Source organism: Sphaerochaeta sp. UBA5836 (assembly GCF_002432845.1).
In the GTDB taxonomy this organism is placed as follows: Bacteria; Spirochaetota; Spirochaetia; order Sphaerochaetales; family Sphaerochaetaceae; genus Sphaerochaeta.
This window is the reverse complement of the sequence record NZ_DJGW01000106.1, coordinates 23,196-43,060: the sequence shown is the minus strand read 5'-3', so window position 1 is coordinate 43,060 and position 19,865 is coordinate 23,196. Positions and strand designations below refer to the sequence as shown.

Here is a 19,865-nt window from a genome sequence, read left to right as displayed (position 1 = left end):
ACAATGAGATGGAGAAGGAGCTGCATAGAAAGAATACCGAGGCATTGGCAATGCAGAATCTGTTGGAGCGGGAGAAACTGCAGCTTCTTAGGAGCCAGATCAACCCCCATTTTCTCTTCAATACCATCAACGTGATAAAATATACGGCCCAGGAGGAGAAGGCCGAGGAAACCGATGCCTTGCTCTCCTCCCTCGCCCGTCTGTTCCGTTATGCCTTGGCCGACAACGAGGTGCAGGTCCCCCTTTCCAGGGAGATCCAGATTGTGGATGAGTATTACAGCCTCTTCAAGGCCAGGTTCAAGGAGAAGATGTCCCTTGTTTGGGATATTGCGCCATCCTTGGTCTTGACCGAAACACTGGTGCCTTCCTTTTTTCTCCAGCCGCTGGTTGAGAACGCCTTCAAGCATGGGCTTGGGCCGAAAGAGCTACCCGGCACTGTCTGGCTTACCTTGCAAGAGAATAATGGTGTACTCTTGGTACAAGTCGAGGATGACGGGGTGGGGATGGAGAAACCCGAGCTCGAGGCTCTGCAATCCCGTCTTCTCGATTCTCCGATGACAGGGAAGCATATCGGACTGTATACGGTCGCCGCCCGATTGAAGCTGCTTGATTCCCGCTGTCGTCTTGAGGTGACTTCTGAAAAAGGAAAGGGTACCACCATTCTCATCGAGATGCCGCTGGTACTGAAAAAGGAGGAGGAAGAAGATGATCAAGATACTGATTGTTGATGACGAAAGCATTGAACGGGAACTGTTGTATAAAATCCTCTCCCCTGATCCGCTTCTTGAGATCCATCAAGCGGAAAACGGGCGCTTGGCTGTTACCTATGCATCCTTGTACGATGTGGATATTGTGCTGATGGACATCGAAATGCCAGCCCTCAACGGGCTGGAAGCTTCCCAGAGAATCCTGGCTGACAAACCCTCCTGCCGCATTATTTTCATTACTGCATATAGTGTGTTCTCCTACGCCCGTGAAGCAGTCAAGCTGGGGGCCATCGATTACATCCTCAAGCCGGTGGACAGGGAGGATGTCCAAAGGGCCGTCAAGCGGGCGATCAGCCAGGTGGAGGCCGAGCGGCAGCTCAAGGCCATGCGTCCTCGGGAGGGCACTTGCATGGAAGAGGATGAAGGGACCGACAAGGCTGCCTTGATGATGGCAAAGGTGAAGAAGTACCTGGAACACAGCTACATGAACTATGATCTTTCACTGGATTCGGTAAGCAGCCTGCTCAATATCAGCCCATCGTATCTGAGTTGCATTTTCAAGCGGTGTACCGGAGTCAACTTCCTTGATTATATCACCAACCTCAGGATTTCCGCAGCGAAGGAATACCTCAGCGATCCTTTCAAGTCTGCTTCAGAAATTGCGTCCATGGTAGGATATGACAGCTCCAGCTACTTCACCCGTGCTTTCAAGAAAAACACAGGGCTTACGCCGACTGAATACCGAAGACAGGCCGGAGGGGGTATGCATCGATGAGAAAGGTATTGCTCGTTGCTGTTGTCCTTGTCTGTGTATTCTTCGCTTGTCGCAAAGAGGAAACAAGCCATCCTGAATTGGTCCTCCGCTATGCCGATAATCAGGGGCACGGGTACCCAACGGTTGAAGCGGCAAAATATATGGCTGAACTGGTGAAAGAGCGGACCGGCGGGAAAATCGAGATCAGGGTGTATCCGGACAGTGTATTGGGATCGGAAAACAGTGTGATGGAGCAGATGGTCTACGGGGGCATCGACATGTCCCGGTTCTCATTGGGCACGCTTTCCCAATTTTTCCCCGAGCTTTGGACGCTCCAATTGCCCTACCTCTATACCGACAGCGCCCATATGTGGCGGGTTCTCGATGGAGAGATCGGTGATATGTATCTGCAAGGCATGTCCGACAAAGGTCTTGTGGGATTGGCGTGGTATGACGCCGGGGCCAGGAGTTTCTATACCAGAATGCCGATCTCCAGCGTCTCTTCACTCAAAGGCCTGACCATCCGTGTCCAAGAGAATGACATGATGAGCCGTACCATCGAACTGCTTGGTGCCAAGGCGGTGCAGATTCCCTATGGGGATGTGTACTCTGCGCTTCAGAAACTGCGCATCGACGGGGCTGAGAACAACCTTCCAAGCTATGTATTCATGGATCACAACCAAGCGGCGCCTTACTTCTATCAAGATGAACACTTCAGGCTCCCCGAGGTTGTGATGATAAGCAACGATGCCCGGAAGAAGGTGGAAGCTGTCGATCCGGCCTTTGTCAATCTCATCACCGAGTGTGCCAAGGAAAGCGGTTTCTATGAGCGAAAGCTCTGGCAGGAAGAAGAAAAGCGGGCGTATGAGGAGGCTGTGCAATCAGGGGTGAAGTTCACCATTCCCGGTGAGGACGACATGCTTGCCCTGAAGAAAGCCATGGAGCCTCTGTACCAGGAACTTGGCCCGAAGGAACAGGATATTGTTCAAAGGATTGGAGATACATAAATTTTTCAATTTTTTGGATAGATTGCACTTTCTTTCACTGCACCTTGCGTGCACGATTTTCCTCGTATAGATTTTTTCGTGTACCTGTGGTAATCAGGTCGAATTTCTTTGAGGAGGCTCCTATGAAACGTGTAATGTTTGTTCTTTTGGCACTCTTGCTCTGTTCTTCCATGGCATTTGCTGCTGGTTCGCAAGAAACTGCTGCGGGTCCCGCAGTTGAAAAAAATGTAAAGCTTGTCTATGCCGAGGTAAACCCGCTTGACAGCATCGTCGGCAAGACCGGTGTGTATTTCAAAGAGCAGGTCGAGAAGCTCAGCGGTGGTACGGTCACCATCGACATCCAGGCTTCCGGTGTTCTTGGTTCCGAGAACGACGTTCTCGATTCCATCCTCGGTGGTGGTACGTCGATCGACATGTCCAGAATCTCCGCATTCGCGCTGACCAGTTATGGTGCTGAGAAGTCCAAGCTTCTGTCCATTCCGTTCACCTTCGAGAACAGAGCTCATTTCTGGGCTTTCGCCAACTCCGACCTCGCTGCCGAGTTCCTGAACGAACCCCAGACCATCGGTCTTCCGATTCGCGGTATCTTCTATGGTGAGGAAGGCTTCAGACATTTCTTTACTGTAAAGAAGGTCGCCAAGATGAGCGACCTCAAGGGTATGAAGCTCCGTGTATCCAATGACCCGGTTATGAACGGCATGGTCAGAGGCCTTGGTGCTTCCCCGACCGTTGTCTCCTTCGGTGAGCTGTATTCCGCCCTCCAGACCGGTGTTGTCGACGGCGCCGAGCAGCCGATTGCAAACTACAAGGCCAATGCTTTCCACGAAGTCGCCCCAAACATGATTCTTGACGGTCATACCCTTGGTGCCATCCAGGTTGTCATTACCGACACCGCTTGGAACAAGCTGTCCGAGAAGCAGAGAAGCGCCATCATGGAAGCCGGCAAGCTTGCTCAGGCATACAATGCCGAGATCAGCGAGAACGCAGAGAATGAAGTGCTTGCAGCTCTCAGGGCGGAAGGTGTCAATATTGTTGAAGTTGCCGACAAGAGCGAGTGGGCCAATGCCAGTAAGGCTGTAATCGAAGAGAATACAAAGAGCCAGGCCGCTCTGTATCAGAAGATCAAGGCATTGAAGTAAAGGTTTTTTGTCAGGTATTGGTGGGATTGCACAGTCAATCCCACCTTTTCAAGTCTCAGGAGATACACCATGCCAAAGTTCTTTGCAACCATGGATAAAGTTAAACATGCATACGATTTGACAGATAAGATTGTACTAATTATCTGTAAATTGCTACTGATAGCCGATATTCTTATCACCAGTTATGCGGTAGCCGGTCGTATGTTCAATCAATATGTTCCGTTCCTCAAGGATCCTGCTTGGACGGAAGAGGTGGTTTTGACCTGCATGTCCTATATGGCTGTACTTTCAGCCGCCCTTGCCATCAGGAGGGGGTCGCATATCAGGATGACCGCCTTTGACAAATACCTTCCCAAGCGTGTCATCAAGTTTCTGGACATCCTTTCCGATATCGCTGTTCTCAGTCTCGGCCTGATCATGCTCTTCGTCGGCTGGCGGTATGCAACGACACTCGGAGGCAGGGGGTTTTATGTTTCCATTCCCTGGCTCAGCCGATTCTGGATGTATTTCCCTGTACCTCTTGCCGGGCTTGCCATGATCATTTTTGAATTGGAGTCTCTTTACAACCATTTGAAGTCCTTCTTTGTGAAGGAAGAGGAGAAGGCCTGATGGACGCAAACAGCATTGCAATTCTGATTCTTCTGGGAAGCTTCTTTATCATGATTTTGCTGCGGTTCCCTATCGCGTATGCAGTAGGACTTTCCTCGGTATTCTGCATGCTCTTTCAAGGCAACAGCCTCAATGACATCTGTCGCCTCATGGTAAAGGGCATCAGCTCATTCTCCCTTATGGCGGTTCCTTTCTTCATCACCATGGGTGTATTGATGGGCTCCGGTGGTATTTCGCAAAAACTCATCGCCTTGGCAAACGCCTGTGTAGGATGGATGAGGGGAGGCTTGGCCCAGGTAAACATTGTAGCTTCCTACTTCTTTGGAGGTATTTCCGGTTCGGCCGCCGCCGATAGTGCATCCCTTGGTTCTATCCTCATTCCCATGATGGTCGACGAAGGCTACGATGCAGACTTCTCCACTGCGGTTACCATTACCAGCTCCTGCGAAGGACTGCTGGTACCTCCGAGTCACAACATGGTCATCTATGCCACTACCGCCGGCGGAATTTCGGTGGGCAGTCTGTTCCTTGCTGGATATCTTCCCGGTGCCTTGCTTGCCATCACCTTGATGATCGGTTCCTACATCATCTCGGTGAAGCGGGGCTATCCAAAGGGGGATGCGTTCAGTCTTAAAAATTTCTTTATTCAGCTGAGTAAATCCATCTGGGCGCTCGCTGCGGTTGTAATCGTCGTCGTCGGCGTTGTCGCAGGTGTATTCACTGCTACTGAATCGGCTGCCATCGCGGTAATCTACTCCTTGATTGTCTCCGTCTTCATTTACAAAGGTTTGACATGGAAGGGTGTTTGGAAGGTTTTGGATGATTGTGTAGGTACCCTTGCAATAGTCCTTATCCTTATCGCAACATCCTCTGTCTTCGGCTATTGTCTGACTACGCTGCATGTTCCTACGCTTGCCGCCCAAGCCATTACAAACCTTACCAGCAACAGGATTCTGTTGATTCTGCTGTTGAATGTGATTTTATTGGTGCTGGGTGCCATCATGGACATGGCTCCGATCATCCTGATTGCAACCCCGATCCTGTTCCCCATTGCAACCGGAGTCTGCGGCCTCGATCCCATCCAGTTCGGCATCATGGTGGTGCTTAACTGCGGTATCGGCCTTTTGACGCCTCCTGTCGGAGCAGTCCTTTTCATCGGTTCAGCCGTTGGAAAGATTCCCATGGAGAGGGTTGTCAAAGCAACGCTCCCGTTCTATCTCTGTATGATTGTCGCACTTCTCTTGGTGTCATTCATTCCTGAGATCAGCCTGTTCCTGCCGCAGGTTTTCGGAGGATATATTCCTCTCTACGCCTAGCAGTCTTCCATCGTATATCGTGTAAGCATGAGCCGGAGTTTTTCTCCGGTTCTTTTTTTTAGGTTGCCCTTGCAGCATTGATAGTAAAAAGTGACCGCGGTCATTTTTTTGTTGACGGCAAGCAGAACCCCGCTTAAGATAGAGCAAAAGAGGGGGTATGCATGCATATTATTGTTCCCATAAAACAGGTTCCCCAGACCAGTGATGTTCAGATGGACAAGCAAACCGGTACCATGATTCGGTCCAGTTCTGCTTCCATTCTCAACCCATTGGATCTGTATGCCATAAGCACGGCACTGCAGCTGAAGGATCGCTGTCAGGCACGGGTCAGCGTCATCACCATGGGTCCGCAGAGTGCCGTCAAAGTGCTCAAGGAGGCCATCGCCATGGGATGTGATGACGCAGTGCATCTGACCGACCGGGCTTTCGGCGGTTCTGATACCTGGGCCACCTCCTATATTCTTTCGCTGGCAGTCAAGAAGCTCGGCATACCCGACCTCATCATTACCGGAGAGCGGGCGACCGACGGTGATACCGCCCAAGTCGGACCGGCTCTCGCTTCGTGGCTCGGGCTTCCTGCAATTACCTATGTGTCAAAGATTGAGACAGTGGACGATACATTCTTGGTTGTCGAGCGCTTGATGGAAGAGGGATATCAGAAGGTGAGAACCACCCTGCCGGCCCTGCTTACCGTCGTGAAGGAAATTTCGTCGGTCCGCCTCCCCACTCTCAGCGGCAAGAAGCGGGCGATGGCCAGCTCGATTGCCGTGTGGGATGCCCAGGCGCTTGATGCTGACAGCCGGTTCATCGGACTGAAGGGCTCTCCGACGAAGGTGGTCAAGATTGATGTTCCCAAGGTCGGCAGGAACTGTATTGTAGCCAAGGTGGAGGATGATGCATCGCTTGTTGCGGCAGTCGACCAGCTTATGGCCTTCTTGGATGAGAAGGACCTGCTGCCCAAAGGAGGTGCCCATCATGGCTGAAGTATGGACGCTCAGTGAGTACGGTGAGCATGGATTGAAGGATGTCTCCTATGAGCTGCTTGGTCGCGGCAGGGCTCTTGCCGACAGCTTGTCAGTGAAATTGGCAGCAGTGGTTCTGGGCCATGGGATTGAGATGTCGGCCTTAGACTCCTTGATAGCGCATGGAGCCGATGTGGTGTATGTTGCGGACAGCGAGCATCTCGCCGATTTTACTTGTGAAAGCTATGCCCGAATCCTGGTTGCACTTCTCGAGGAGCATAAGCCGCAGGTGATGATTGCTGCTGCCACCACAACCGGACGTACCTTGATGCCCTATGTGGCTGTGCAGGTCCATGCCGGTTTGACTGCCGACTGCACCGAGCTTGCAATCGAGGAAGGAACGGGAAATCTGCTGCAGACCCGCCCGGCGATCGGGGGCAATATCATGGCGACCATCAAGAGTCCCGACCATCGTCCCCAGATGGCGACCATCAGGCCGCACTCCACCAAGAAACCTCTACGAGATGCCGGCCGGGTCGGCACGATCATCCGTATTCCCGCCTCCCCTGCTTGGAAGAACGAGCACGTCGAGGTCCTTGGCCTGAGAAGCTTGGAAGGGCAGAGTGCAAGCATCGAAGAGGCTGAGATTGTCGTCAGCGGAGGAAAAGGCCTGAAGAAGCGTGACAATTTCACCTTGATCGAGAGCCTTGCAAAAGCGTTTGGAGGAGAGGTCGGGGCGAGCCGGGATGCGGTGGACCGAGGGTGGGCGGCCTATCCCCACCAGGTCGGGCTCTCAGGCAAGACCATATCACCTCGTCTGTATGTGGCCGTGGGAATTTCGGGGGCCATCCAGCACCTTGCAGGCATCAAGACGGCAAAGTGCATCGTGGCGATAAACCAGGATGAGCATGCAGCCATCCTCGATCTTGCGGACTTTGCCTTGGTCGGAGATTTGTTCACCATCCTGCCGGAAATCCAAAAACGGCTGGAAGCAAGGAGTAAGGTATGAACAACGCATACGGAATTGTCACCAAGGAAATAGTGGATGAGCTTAAGGCCATTGTAGGGGCGGCAAACCTCCTGACCGATTTGGAACGCATCGAAAACTATAGTCATGACGAGACTTCCAAGGAGGAGTACGCCCACACTCCCGAGGTGGTGCTCACCCCGGTTTCTGCCGGTCAGATTGCATCAATTATGAAGCTGGCCACCCGCTATAGAATTCCTGTAACTCCCCGTGGAGCCGGTTCAGGCCTCTCCGGTGGCGCCATCCCCCTTTTCGGGGGCATCGTATTGTCGGTGGAGAAGATGAACAAGGTACTGGAAATCGATGAGGCGAATCTGACTGTTACCGCCGAGACGGGTATTGTCACCAACGAGTTGAACGAGCAGCTCAAAAGCCGGGGACTCTTTTTCGCCGGCTATCCGATGAGTCTTGAAACCTGTTTTCTGGGAGGCAACATCGCAGAGAATGCCGGTGGCGGCAAGGCGGTCAAGTACGGGGTGACCGGACGCTACATCCTGGGAATGGAGGTGGTCACGCCGCAGGGTGATATTGTCGAGCTCGGTGGCAAGGTCACCAAGGATGTCAGCGGGTATGACCTGAAGCAGCTGTACATCGGCAGCGAAGGGACACTGGGAATCATCACCAAGGCGACGATCAAACTGCTGGGTGTTCCCAAGGTCGCCTCCGATCTCTTGGTTCCGTTTGCCACCGCCCAACAAGCGATCGCCGTGGTTCCCCTGATCATGAAGCAGGGAATCATCCCGACGAGCATTGAGTTCATGGACCGTAGCTCTGTCGAGATGTCCTGTTCGTACCTGAATGAGAGCCTGCCGCTTGAGGGTGTGGGGGCGATGCTGTTGATCGAGATAGACGGAACGGATGAACAGACGGTCGAGCGCGAGCTGATCCAGGTAGGGGATTTGTGCAGTGAACAGGGTGCGATGGAGGTGTATATCGCCGAGGATGCCACCACGCGCGAGCGCATCTGGTCGGTCCGACGCAACATCGCCGAGGCGATCAAGGTCTACAGCCCGGTTCAGAGCCTGGAGGATGTGGTGGTTCCCATCGCCTCAATCCCCCTCGTGCTTCCCCGTCTTGAAGCGCTGAAAGAGAAGTATCAGGTCAGGATTCCTTGCTACGGCCATGCAGGTGATGGAAACCTCCATGCGACCATCGTCAAGGATCCTGAGATGAGCCTTGCGGATTGGAAGGTGTTGGAACCGAAGCTTCTCTCTGAACTGTATGCTTTCATCACCGGTGAGCTCGGAGGAAAGATCAGCGGCGAGCACGGCATCGGCCTCAAGCGGAAAGGGTATCTGAAGGAGGTGACAGCGCCGGAGGAGTACAGGCTTTTCAAGGCCTTGAAAGCAGCCTTCGATCCCCTGTACATTATGAACCCCGGCAAGATTCTGGACTGAGGAGTGTACATGGCAAAGCAACCCAAACCGCACGGCAAGGCCGAGGCGACCAAGCAGCTTATTTTTGAGAGTGCGTTGACACTCTTCAAGAAAAAGGGCTTCGACCAGGTCTCCATCAAGGAGATTACCGACTTTGCAGGTACGGCAAAAGGGAGTTTTTACAATTATTTCAGCACCAAAAGCGACATCATTGTCGAGGAGTTCTGGGCCATCGACGCCTACTACCGCAGTATTGAGGAGGAGGTGCTCAAGCAGGCTTCAGATGCCGACAGGCTGCTGAGGTTCACCGAGTTGCAGCTGACGTATGTCCGCGATGTAATCGGTTGTGAGACGCTGAAGGTCCTGTATGCCAACCAAGTCCTCAAGGAGGGTTCGGACAAGGTCATTACCGACCAAAGCCGGTTCTGGTACACCTTCATCCGATCGATCATCGAGGAAGGCCAGCGGAAAGGCTTGTTCAAGAGAGAGAAATCGAGTGCACAGTATGCCGACTTTTTCAACCGTGCCATCCGCGGTCTCTTCCTCGATTGGAATATCAGTTCGGCCTCCTTTGATCTCGTGGAGGCCGGCCTTGAGTATTGCCAATTTTTACTGCTTCCTGCGTTGCTACAACCCTAATCCCTTCTGTACCAGGTGGGAAAGGACCTCCATGCCCTGCTTGGTGGGGTGGAGGTTGTCTGCAAGCATCCCGTCGCCTTCGCGGATCGGATAGGCTGCCAGGTCAATGAGGTGGGCTCCTTTGTGAGTCCCTACAATGGTGCGGATTGCATCTGCCAGCTCAAGCTGGCTCCAGTTGTGGATGTTCACCTGGTCCAAAGCCCTGTCGGTACGCTGCAAGGGGGTGCAGAAGTAGAGCTTGCCGGCCTTGTGTTGCCTGAGCATGGATGTTACCAGCTCCTCATAGGCTTGGATGAATACCTGCTTGGTGACGGGCAGGTCGGCCTGTCCCCAGTCATTGGTCCCTCCGAAGATGATGATTAGATCCCCGCCCAGTCGCGCCTGTCGCTTCTCGTCCAGAAACGAGGAGCTTAGGGGTCTGAGCCCGGTCCTGCTGATCCTGCTTCCCGAGTACGATTCATTCATGAACAAGTCCAGGTTGCAGCGTTTGGCCAGTTGGTGCCACCAGGTGTGTTCGACCTTGGTCACATCCACCCCCTCCTTGGGATAGAAGAGTTCGTTTTCAGCAGGGACGAAACCTGCAAAGGTGGATATGGAATCACCGAGGATTGAGAAGGTTGTGTGTGTCATGAGGGCAGTCTATCGCACTGCTTTCCCTCGCTCAAGTGTCTGTGGTATGCTCACAGGGGAGGCTTGTATGGATACGAAGATTTCATTGGTGCAACGTGGAGCACTGAAGAAGGTCGGCTCAACCTTTGTGGAGGCATTCGGCCATACGAACGCTCTGTTGATCGCCGATGGAAACACGCTTCGAGTCGGAGGCTTTGCCACCGTCCGCTCTTTGGAGAAGGCCGGCATCGAGGTTCGTCAGTTCATTTTTCCTGCCGTTCCACAGCCCTATGCCGATGAGCATTCCATCGCCCAGGTTCGTCTCAGTCTGGAGATGGACAACAGTATCGCCGTGGTTCTTGGTTCGGGGACGCTCAACGATATCACCAAGCGTGCCAGCTCCGAGCTGGACCGCCCCTACATGGTTGTCGCCACCGCCCCTTCGGTGGATGGATACACTTCCTACGGTGCCGCCGTCTCCATCAAGGGGTTCAAGCAGACTTTGAGTTGTGCCGCTCCTTTGGTGGTTCTTGCCGATACCGACGTCCTCTGCGAGGCCCCCGCCGAGATGATAGCGAGCGGATACGGCGATTGCATGGCAAAATTTACAGCCGGAATGGATTGGATTCTGGCAGACCTGTTGGGTGTGCAGGCCATCCGGACGGATGTCTGGGACATGGTTCAAAAGCCTCTGCGTTCAGTGTATGCCCACCACCGGGGTATCGCAAACAGGCAGCGTGAAGGGATCGGCCTGCTTTTCGATGCGCTTTCAGCCAGCGGTTTTGCCATGCAGATCATGCACGACTCACGTCCGGCAAGCGGGGCGGAGCATCTGATCAGCCATATTTGGGAGATGGAGCACCTGAGCAAGGATGGTCTTTTGGTAAGTCATGGCTTCAAGGTTGCAGTGGGGACGATGGCCATCGTCCACCTGTATGAAGAACTGGTCGAACTGGATGTTTCCGAATGCTACGGCAAAAGCAGCCAAAGCTGGGAGGAACGAAAACAGGCCATTCTTTCCTTCTTCCCCAATGAGACGGTTGCCCAAGAAGCCATAGCCGTCTCCAAGGCAAAGTTCTTGGAAGGGGAGGCCTTGGATGCGAGGCGCAAAGAGCTCATGGCCCTGCTTCCCATTCTCAAGGAGCGGATCGCCCTCCAACTACCCCCCTCAAAGGAGCTCAGGGCTTCCCTTGTCGAGGTCGGTTGTCCCGTACATCCAAGTCATATCAATGCAACGCTCGAGGATTTGAAGCGGGCCGTGACCGGAGCCCAGATGATTCGCAACCGCTATACCGTGCTTGACCTCTACTACGAGCTGGGGTTGTTCGACCGCGCACTGCAAAGCTTGGAGGCTCTCAGCGGAAGAGTTGGTTGATACTTTTCTTGACTTCGGTCTCCAAAGTATCGATATCGAGATTCTGTACGGCAGGGCTGAAGGGTTCAAACGAGAAAATTCCCCTGTATCCACTGTTGACCAAGGCTTGGGCTTGTTCGGCGGTGGCGAGCAGGTCATCCTCCTGGAAGAGTATCCTGTCGGCATCGGTCGGCTCGGTGTGTCTGGGGCCTGATGCAACCGAAGAGAGGTGTACAAGATTAGTCATGGAGGCAAAATACTGCTTTTCGTTGGCAAGATGGTGATGGAAGGTGTCATGCACCAGGCGATACCATCGCTCATAGCCGCTTGCCTCGATTGCCCTGATCGCTTCGGCTTTGGTTCTGAGCGAGCTGGCTCTGAAGCCCAGCGGTTCCACATAGCCGTACAGTCCGTACTCCTCGAACAAGGGTCCATACTCGGAGAGGGACTGGGTGGTACGCTCAAGCCAAGAGGCTCGGTCGGCCTCGCGCTCGACGCCGTTGACAGGGCAGAGCACTATTGCATCAGCTCGGAGACTTTTTGCATATTCCAGCAGGCTTTTGAGCTCTTCCTTTTTGGCGTCCGTATACTCATTGAAACGTTGGAGGGCGTTGATGGCGGCCACCTTGAGGTGGTACTTGGCAAGTTGGTCGCGTACTTCTTCTGGATTTTTAGTATCGAACGGGTGCTGATTTGTCAAATCATTTCTCAATTCAATGATGGAACAACCACAACGCTGGGCGAGGGAAAAAAAGTCATAAAGGGGCAGCGAAGGAGCTATGATTCTATTCAAGCCAATTTGCATCGGTACAATCCTCCTGTGCCTCATACTACCATCTGTCATCAAGCTGTCAAGCAAACAATGCTGGTGTTTGCTTGACAGCGGTGCTAGACTTGCTCTAGCAAAGGGGACGAGTACAGATGAAATGGCCGCTAGTCGGGGTGAAGATGCCTAAAGTTCGAACGTTGGAGGCCCTGGATGCCTTCTTGTCAAAGGTTCAAGCCCAAGGCTTCGATGCCGTTGAGATGTCGCTTGAGATGTTTCCCTTCATCATAGATGGGAATGTTTGCAAAGCCTGGGTCGATGCCGTTGAGCCGGTGCTCACCCGCCATTCACTTTTGTATTCCGCCCACATCGGGCGTGGCTTGGACTTGCGCAATCTCGACGATCATGCGCTGCATGCCTCTGTGCTGCAATCCTCCCTTCAGGTGTGCCATGCCCTGCATATCGATATTCTGGTGTTGCATTATGAGATCAAGACCAACAACCTGAAGGCGGAGCGGCAGTTTCTCGATGCCCATCGCCGGGCGGCCGATCTTGCCGGCAGTCTTGGGATTACCTTGGCGGTGGAGAACATCGAGGTGGAACTGGTGGAGCCTGTGGTGCAGATGATGGACCAAATCAAGCATCCCAACCTGAAGCTCAATCTCGATACCGGCCATGCCTATCTGGCATCGAGGCGCTTTCATTTCGACTTCCTCGATGCGGTGAAGCAGATGGCCCCCCATCTGTGCCACATGCACCTCAATGACAATACCGGACGCTTTGAGGAGCTGAGGATCACCGACCGCCTTGCCTACGACTGTCTGTCGATGTCCCACAGACGGGAGTTCGGGCGGGGGGATATCCATATTCCTCCGTTCTTCGGAAGCGTCCCCTTTGATGAGGTGTTTTCCCATCTCCAATCGTATCAAGGCCGCTACATCTGTGAGTACACCTATGAGGATTTCGAACCGTTCAACCAAGCGATTCAAGAAAAGGTTCGCTCCCGTCTCCTTGCTTCACGATTGAAGTGAAATGAAAACGTTCTTATAGCTGAAAGTGAGGCATCCCTGCAATTTTTTTCAAACACATTGCTGTTTGTAGCGGTGGAGAAGAAAAATGGGAATTGTTTGACAAATGCCGACTTTGATGCAATCATCAAAGTATGGTAACGTTTTCATAAAAGGATTCAAGAACGAAGGAGGATGCGTTCTTGATGGTAGGAGGCGTTGCCGCTCCTGGTAAGGGAGCTGTACATAAAGGAGGATTGAAGATGAAGAAAATGTTATGCGTACTGGCGGCAATACTGATGCTTGCCATGCCCTTGTTCGCTCAGGCAACGGCCGAGAGTGCACCCAAGAAGTACCAGACACTGCAGATGTATACCGCACTGGATACCGAAGAAGCCCAGTATTATTTGGATGTATTCCAGAAGACCAGCGGGATCAAGGTTGAGTATGTTCGCATGAGTTCGGGCGAGGTATTGGCCCGAATGGAAGCCGAGAAGTCGAATCCGCAGGCAAGTGTTTGGTTCGGCGGTTCAAATACCGACCACATCAACGCCCAGTCGAAGGGCCTTTTGACTCCCTACAAACCCAATACTGATTTCGAGCTTGCACCGATGTTGCATGCTGATGATTACAGCTGGAACGGTTTCTATACCGGTGCCATCGGCTTTGTGACCAACACTGAGTTCTTGAAAAAGCATAATCTCCAGCCCCCCAAGAGCTGGGACGATCTGCTGAACCCTGTCTACGAGGGACAGATTGAAATGGCCTATCCGTATACCAGCGGTACTGCCTATACCACCTGGGCCACCATCATTCAGATGAAAGGCTTGGAGGGAGCCCTCGATTGGTGGGAGAAGTTTGACAAGAACGTTCACCAGTACACCAAGAGCGGTACTGCCTGTATCGCACGCGCCGGCCTGGGCGAATGTGCAGTCGGCATCTCTTTCTCCCACGATATCGTTGCAAAGGGTGTTGCCATGGGCTACCCCTTGGTAATGAGTTTCCCCGAGGAAGGTACCGGGTATGAAGTAGGTGCCGTCTCCATGATCAAGGGGGCAAGGCAGGTTGAAGAGGCTCAAATATTCATGGATTGGTGTTTCACTGAAGAAGCCCAGAACCTGTTCAAGAAGTATTCACGTCTGCCTGTCAATCCCAAGGCAGCCGTTGCAGAAGGAGCCGTCAAGCTGTCCGACATCAAGTTGATTGACTACGATGCCGTGAAGATGGGACTTGCCAAGGATGAGTACGTCACCGCTTGGAGAGACCGTATCGGCAAATAACAGTTCATGTCGGAAATCAAGGTGCAATCTCAACGCTTTCAGCGGGGTTGCACCTTGCTGTAAAGAGGTGGGTGATGAAACATCAGGGCCGCAGCCATATTCAACGCATCAATGAGATAAAGAAGCTGATACAGGAACCGTTTTTGCTTATTTCCATCCTTGTAATCTTCTATCTCTTGATTCTCTTTGTAATCTTCCCGATTTATCAGGTGTTCAAGACAAGCCTGTCGTATGAGGGGCATTTCAGCCTCAAGAACTACAGCGATGTCCTTAGGCAGTCGTATTATATCAGGCCGCTTTTCAATTCGATGATTCTCGGTGTCCTTGTAGCCACCATCGGAACCTTTGTCGGCTTTGTGTTCGCCTATGCCATCACCAGGACTCCGATGAAAGCGAAGGGTGCATTCCGTTTGATTGCAACCTTCCCGATGGTAAGCCCGCCGTTTGTTGTGGCTCTCGCCTGCATCCTGCTCTTTGGAAGATCGGGAATTTTTGCAGGGGCGATTGGAAACATCTACGGCCTGACCGGCCTGACCATTGTTGAGGTCATCGCTTATGCCCCGACTGCCTTTCTGGCCCTGGTGGGGGTGTTGCAGGCCATTGACCCTGCTTTGGAAGAGGCCGCAATGGATTGCGGAGCTTCGAGGATCAAGATTTTCAAGACCATCATCCTGCCGCTGGCCACCCCGGGCATCGTCAGTGCATGGCTATTGGTATTCATCCAGTCACTCGCCGATTTCGGCAATCCCATGATTCTCAGCGGGGACTTCTCGGTCCTTTCGGTGCAGGCGTATCTGCAGATTACCGGCATGTATGACCTTGCCCGCGGATCAACGCTTGCCATCCTGCTGTTGATTCCTACGGTAATCGCCTTTTATCTGCAGAAGTACCTGCTTTCCAAGAAGTCGTATGTCACCGTTACCGGCAAGCCCACCTCGGCAACCATCAAGAATCTTGAGTGGTACATCAAGTACCCTGTCTATGCCTTTTGCATTATGTTCGCCTTGATCGTGCTTCTCTTCTACAGCATGGTCGTCTGGGGTTCGTTCCAGAAGCTTTGGGGTATTGATGCAACGCTGACCCTTCGCAACTACGTTCAAATGTGGCGTGTAGGGAAAAATTACATCCTCGACTCCCTCTACATTTCTGTAATCATTACCCCGATTACCGGTATTTTGAGCATGTTCATTGCCTACTTGATCACTAGAAAGCAATTTTTCGGGCGTAATGCGATGGAGTTCTCCAGTATGCTGACCTTTGCGGTTCCCGGAACCGTCGTAGGTATCGGTTATATTCTCGCCTTCAATACGCCATCACCGTTGATGCCCGTGACCCTGACCGGGACGGGGTTCATTATCATGGCTCTCTTGGTGTTCAGAAACCTGCCCGTGGGTATCAGAAACGGTGTTGCCGCCATTGAGCAGATAGACCCCTCCATCGAGGAGGCCTCGATTGATTTGGGTGCGGACAGCGGTCTCACGTTTAGAAAGATCACCCTCCCGATGATCACCCCGGCGTTCTTCTCGGGCTTGGCCAACTGCTTTGTCCGTTCGATGACCGCCATCAGTGCCATCATCTTTGTCGTATCGGGTAAGTGGAACTTCATCACTGTCGCCGTACTCGGGTTTGTCGACAATAGTCAGTATGCTCAGGCCGCCGCCATGAGTCTTTTGCTGATCGCCATCGTTTTGCTCGCCTTGGGCTTGATCAAGCTCGCAACCGACCGGATGGGCAGGGGCATGCAATCCAGCTCCATCATTGAATAGGAAGAGAAGCCATGAAAGAAGCATATTTGGAATTGAAAGATTTGACGAAGTCCTTCGGCAGCGATTCTGACAAGGTGATGGCTGTCGACCATATCAATCTGCAGGTGAAGGAAGGCGATTTGGTGACCTTGCTCGGCCCCTCGGGGTGTGGGAAAACCACCACCCTCAGAATGATTGCAGGCTTTCACACCCCTACCTGCGGTGATGTCTATATCGACGGGGTGAGTATGAATCAGATTCCCCCGAACAAGCGTCCGACGGCGATGGTGTTCCAGAACTATGCACTGTTTCCTCATATGACAGTGTTTGAGAATATTGCCTACGGCCTCAGGATTCGCAAGGAGAGCAATGAGGAAGTCAAGCGCAAGGTTGATGATATCATGAACCTGATCGGTCTCGAGAATCTGGGTGATCGTCAGCCTCGACTGCTTTCCGGCGGGCAGCAGCAGCGTGTCAGTCTTGCCAGGGCGTTGGTTATGGAGCCGAAGGTATTGCTTTTTGATGAGCCGCTGTCGAATCTCGATGCCAAGCTGCGTGTTTCCACCCGTCTGGAAATCCGCAAGCTGCAGCAGCGCGTGGGAATTACCAGCGTCTATGTCACCCACGACCAGGAGGAGGCGATGACGCTCTCCGACAAGGTTGTAATCATGGACAGGGGTTTGATCCAACAGGTGGGTTCTCCTGCCGAGATTTACAGTCATCCGGTGAATCGTTTTGTTGCCGGGTTCATCGGGAAGGCGAACTTTTTGCGCGCAGTCGTAGAAACGGTTGATGCACAGCAGTTGCTATTGCGGTTCTTGGGTAAGAAAATCGTTGCTCCTCGCTGGAACAAGGAGATCAAGGCAGGTGAAGAGGTACTCATTGTAGCCCGTCCTGAATCAATTCTCCCTGAGCATCCGAGTGAGGCTCTGGTGGAAGGGGTGGTGGTGAACTCTGTCTACTTCGGCTCTCAGATGCTCTATGAGGTGGAACTGCCCGACCGCACGGTTCTTCAGATAGAAGTAGCCGACCCCCAGTATCACCCGATTTTTTCCCAAGGTCATAAAGTGGGGTTGGCATTCAAGGACCGCAGCTTGCATGTGCTGCCGATGGAGGGATAAGAAGTGAAGTATGATATTTTGATGCTCGGACACATTTCCCAGGATGTTCTGATCGATCATCAGAACGTGAGACAGGATATCGTAGGAGGGGCTGTCGTCTACTCCTCGTTTGCTGCAGGGTCTGCCGGCAAGCGTGTTAAAGTCATCACCAAGCTGGCTGACAATGACCTGCATATTCTCAAAAACCTTCAGCATCCTCTGGTTGACTGGGACGTATTGCCCTCCAAACAGAGTACTTCGATCAAGAATACCTACTTCACTGCAGACAAGGAGAGACGTGAGGTGATACTCCTCTCCCAGGCGGATCCCTTCGTGCTTGAGGAGGTGCAGGCAGAGGCATCCATCTACCACCTTGCAGGCCTGTTCGGTGGAGAAATTCCAGACTCTCTGGTTTTGCCGCTTGCAAAACGCGGGAAGGTCGCCCTCGACGCCCAAGGGGTGCTTCGGTGTCTGGATGAACAGAAGAATCTTGTTTTCAGGGACTGGGGGCGCAAGCAGGAGCTGCTTCCCTATATTACCTACTTCAAGACCGATGCCGCCGAGGCAAAGATTCTCACGGGCTTGGACGACCGCGAGAAGGCGGCCAGACTGTTGTACGGCTGGGGAGCACAGGAGGTGATGCTCACCCACAATACCGAAGTGATGGTCTGTCATCAGGGGAACATCCATACCGCCCCGTTCACCAACAGCAACAACAGTGGTCGTACCGGACGGGGTGATACCGCTTTTGCAGCATACCTGGCCTGGAGGCAGGACCACGATGCAGCTGAGTCCACCCGCTTTGCGGCAGCGCTCTGCAGTCTGAAGATGGAAAAGCCCGGAGTGTTTAGGGGAACGCTTGATGAGGTGCACAAGCGCATGGAGCGGGATCGCATTTAGCAGTATGCATGGAATGAGGAGAGGTTCGGCCTCTCTTCTTTTTTTGCGAAAAAAGGACTCGTTTCATTTAGTATGTATGGATTTTCTGTCTGTTTATAGGATAATTGTTTGCAAAATATCAAAAGAATATCCAAGTATAGAGAAAAATCAACCATGGTGTTTTGGCCCTCGGACCATGAGGATGTAGGAACATCGAAGAAAACCAAAAGGAGGTTAGCACGATGAAACGAACACTACTGGTATTGTTGGGTTTGGTAATGATTCTTGCCACTGTGGGAGCGCAAGGCTCCCAGGAACCACAGAAAAGCGGACCTGTGACACTCAAGTATGCATTCTGGGGTAATCCTGATGCCATCGGAGTTGAACAGGACATCATCAAGGCATTCGAGGAGAAACATCCCGATATCAAGATTGAGCCGATTGTCAGCGGGTATGCCGACTACCATACCAAGCTCATGACCATGATCGCAGGCAACATGGCTCCCGATGTGATGCGTATCGACGATTACTATTTCTATGACTTCATCAAGCTTGGTGCGGTCGAGAGCCTCAGCCCCTATATCCAAAGGGACAAGATTGATTTGAACCTCTATCCGAAGATGGGTATCGAGGAAGCAACAGTCGACGGACAGATTTACGGCCTTCCTTGGGGAACCGCTCCACTGTACATGCTGTTGAATCTTGATGTCTTTGAGAAAGCCGGTGTTGCACTTCCTTCCTTGGATTGGACCACCAAGGATTTTGAACGCATCGTTCGCTCCTTCAACCCCCAGAAAGACAAGGTGTATGGTTTTGCAATCGATACCAATTATCTCTCCAGTGTCCTGCCACATATCTGGTCGAAGGGCGGTACCCTGCTCAGCGAGGACAAGAGTCGCTATACCGGTGACAGTCCTGAAGCCTCAAGTGCAATTCAGATGCTTGCAGACCTGTACAAGGAAGGCTACATGCCCAAGGATACCATCAACAGCGGGAACACCGAAGCTTTGCGCCGTTGGTTCAGCAATGGTACCATTGCCATGATGAGCGGATCCGCACAAGAAATTCTCGCAATCCAGAAGATCGAGGGGATTCGCTTTGAAGCATGGACCATGCCGCAAGCAATGAACAGCAAGAATACCACTGTATTCAAGAGCAATACCATCAGCATAAGCAAGTCCTCCAAGCAGAAAGAAGCTGCCTGGATTTTTACCAAGTTCCTCCGTGGTGTGGAAGGTGAAGACCTCTATGTACGTGCAAAGAGATTCCCACCGACGCTCAACATCGCCGAGAACTGGGATCTGTATCTTGATCCCAATCTCTATCCGAAGCAGATCAAGCAGATTAGTGAGTTGATCGCCAAGGAGTACGGGCACACATTGCCGCTTCGTACAGGATACGCAGCCATTGAATCGAAGGTAATACCGGCTGTTCAAAGTGCAATGCTGGGAACCAAGACCGCTGCACAAGCCATGGCCGATATCCGTGGAGATATCACCAAAATCATTGAAACAAATTCAAAATAAATTGTGGTATGTCGTCGGACGGGTTGCTGTCCGACGACATAATCCGCGTTCATCCACCAAAGG

General features: G+C 52.5%; 19 protein-coding genes. 17 read left to right on the top strand and 2 right to left on the bottom strand.

The features are described from left to right. The 10 genes from B3F49_RS10195 to B3F49_RS10150 all read left to right on the top strand — a co-directional run. On the top strand, positions 1-728 hold a 728-nt coding region (locus B3F49_RS10195), incomplete at its 5' end, for a sensor histidine kinase (RefSeq protein WP_293910817.1). After that, the gene (locus B3F49_RS10190) at positions 706-1,482 is read left to right on the top strand and encodes a response regulator transcription factor (RefSeq protein ID WP_293892490.1); all 777 of its coding nucleotides are present in this window, start codon (positions 706-708) and stop codon (positions 1,480-1,482) included. The genes B3F49_RS10195 and B3F49_RS10190, both read left to right, overlap by 23 nt. Continuing rightward, complete coding sequence (locus B3F49_RS10185) at positions 1,479-2,468, top strand: TRAP transporter substrate-binding protein (protein WP_293892488.1); 990 nt, start codon at positions 1,479-1,481, stop codon at positions 2,466-2,468. The genes B3F49_RS10190 and B3F49_RS10185 overlap by 4 nt, the downstream gene beginning before the upstream one ends. Before the next feature lie 122 nt (positions 2,469-2,590). Further along, positions 2,591-3,607 carry a TRAP transporter substrate-binding protein gene (locus B3F49_RS10180; protein WP_293894249.1) on the top strand — a complete coding sequence of 339 codons (1,017 nt, stop codon included), beginning with the start codon at positions 2,591-2,593 and terminating at the stop codon, positions 3,605-3,607. A 69-nt stretch (positions 3,608-3,676) separates the two neighbouring features. Continuing rightward, positions 3,677-4,216, top strand: a complete 540-nt coding sequence (locus B3F49_RS10175) for a TRAP transporter small permease (RefSeq protein ID WP_293894246.1) — start codon at positions 3,677-3,679, stop codon at positions 4,214-4,216. After that, positions 4,216-5,532 carry a TRAP transporter large permease gene (locus B3F49_RS10170; protein ID WP_293910815.1) on the top strand — a complete coding sequence of 439 codons (1,317 nt, stop codon included), beginning with the start codon at positions 4,216-4,218 and terminating at the stop codon, positions 5,530-5,532. Before B3F49_RS10175 ends, B3F49_RS10170 begins: the two co-directional genes overlap by 1 nt. Positions 5,533-5,693: 161 nt before the next feature. Beyond that, a complete protein-coding gene (locus tag B3F49_RS10165; protein WP_293910813.1) occupies positions 5,694-6,515 on the top strand; it encodes an electron transfer flavoprotein subunit beta/FixA family protein in 822 nt (273 codons plus the stop codon). Continuing rightward, entirely contained in the window at positions 6,508-7,503 is a 996-nt protein-coding gene (locus B3F49_RS10160) for an electron transfer flavoprotein subunit alpha/FixB family protein (RefSeq protein WP_293894237.1), read from the top strand. Before B3F49_RS10165 ends, B3F49_RS10160 begins: the two co-directional genes overlap by 8 nt. Continuing rightward, positions 7,500-8,918, top strand: coding sequence for an FAD-binding oxidoreductase (locus B3F49_RS10155; protein ID WP_293894234.1), 1,419 nt, complete (start codon positions 7,500-7,502; stop codon positions 8,916-8,918). Before B3F49_RS10160 ends, B3F49_RS10155 begins: the two co-directional genes overlap by 4 nt. 9 nt (positions 8,919-8,927) lie before the next feature. Further along, positions 8,928-9,536 carry a TetR/AcrR family transcriptional regulator gene (locus tag B3F49_RS10150; RefSeq protein ID WP_293894231.1) on the top strand — a complete coding sequence of 203 codons (609 nt, stop codon included), beginning with the start codon at positions 8,928-8,930 and terminating at the stop codon, positions 9,534-9,536. Here B3F49_RS10150 and B3F49_RS10145 read toward each other — a convergent pair. Then, entirely contained in the window at positions 9,525-10,166 is a 642-nt protein-coding gene (locus tag B3F49_RS10145; RefSeq protein WP_293894228.1) for an SGNH/GDSL hydrolase family protein, read from the bottom strand. The genes B3F49_RS10150 and B3F49_RS10145 overlap by 12 nt on opposite strands. 67 nt (positions 10,167-10,233) lie before the next feature. Here B3F49_RS10145 and B3F49_RS10140 point away from each other — a divergent pair, with 67 nt between their 5' ends. After that, the gene (locus B3F49_RS10140) at positions 10,234-11,520 is read left to right on the top strand and encodes a sn-glycerol-1-phosphate dehydrogenase (RefSeq protein WP_293910811.1); all 1,287 of its coding nucleotides are present in this window, start codon (positions 10,234-10,236) and stop codon (positions 11,518-11,520) included. Here B3F49_RS10140 and B3F49_RS10135 read toward each other — a convergent pair. Continuing rightward, positions 11,501-12,304 (bottom strand): TIM barrel protein, encoded by an 804-nt coding sequence (locus B3F49_RS10135; RefSeq protein WP_293910809.1) that lies wholly within the window; start codon positions 12,302-12,304, stop codon positions 11,501-11,503. The two genes, B3F49_RS10140 and B3F49_RS10135, sit on opposite strands and share 20 nt — an antisense overlap. Positions 12,305-12,420: 116 nt before the next feature. Between B3F49_RS10135 and B3F49_RS10130 the strand changes: the two genes are divergently transcribed. The 6 genes from B3F49_RS10130 to B3F49_RS10105 all read left to right on the top strand — a co-directional run bounded on the left by B3F49_RS10130 (position 12,421) and on the right by B3F49_RS10105 (position 19,802). Beyond that, positions 12,421-13,296, top strand: coding sequence for a sugar phosphate isomerase/epimerase family protein (locus B3F49_RS10130; RefSeq protein ID WP_293910807.1), 876 nt, complete (start codon positions 12,421-12,423; stop codon positions 13,294-13,296). 239 nt (positions 13,297-13,535) lie between these two features. Then, complete coding sequence (locus B3F49_RS10125; RefSeq protein WP_293894217.1) at positions 13,536-14,552, top strand: ABC transporter substrate-binding protein; 1,017 nt, start codon at positions 13,536-13,538, stop codon at positions 14,550-14,552. Positions 14,553-14,626: 74 nt separating this feature from the next. Then, entirely contained in the window at positions 14,627-16,318 is a 1,692-nt protein-coding gene (locus B3F49_RS10120; protein ID WP_293894214.1) for an ABC transporter permease, read from the top strand. A gap of 11 nt (positions 16,319-16,329) precedes the next feature. Next, on the top strand, positions 16,330-17,418 hold the full coding sequence (locus B3F49_RS10115; RefSeq protein WP_293910805.1) for an ABC transporter ATP-binding protein: 1,089 nt from the start codon (positions 16,330-16,332) through the stop codon (positions 17,416-17,418). Positions 17,419-17,421: 3 nt separating this feature from the next. Further along, a complete protein-coding gene (locus tag B3F49_RS10110) occupies positions 17,422-18,297 on the top strand; it encodes a PfkB family carbohydrate kinase (protein ID WP_293910803.1) in 876 nt (291 codons plus the stop codon). Between the two features lie 221 nt (positions 18,298-18,518). Next, positions 18,519-19,802 carry an ABC transporter substrate-binding protein gene (locus B3F49_RS10105; protein ID WP_293910801.1) on the top strand — a complete coding sequence of 428 codons (1,284 nt, stop codon included), beginning with the start codon at positions 18,519-18,521 and terminating at the stop codon, positions 19,800-19,802. Positions 19,803-19,865: the final 63 nt, after the last annotated feature.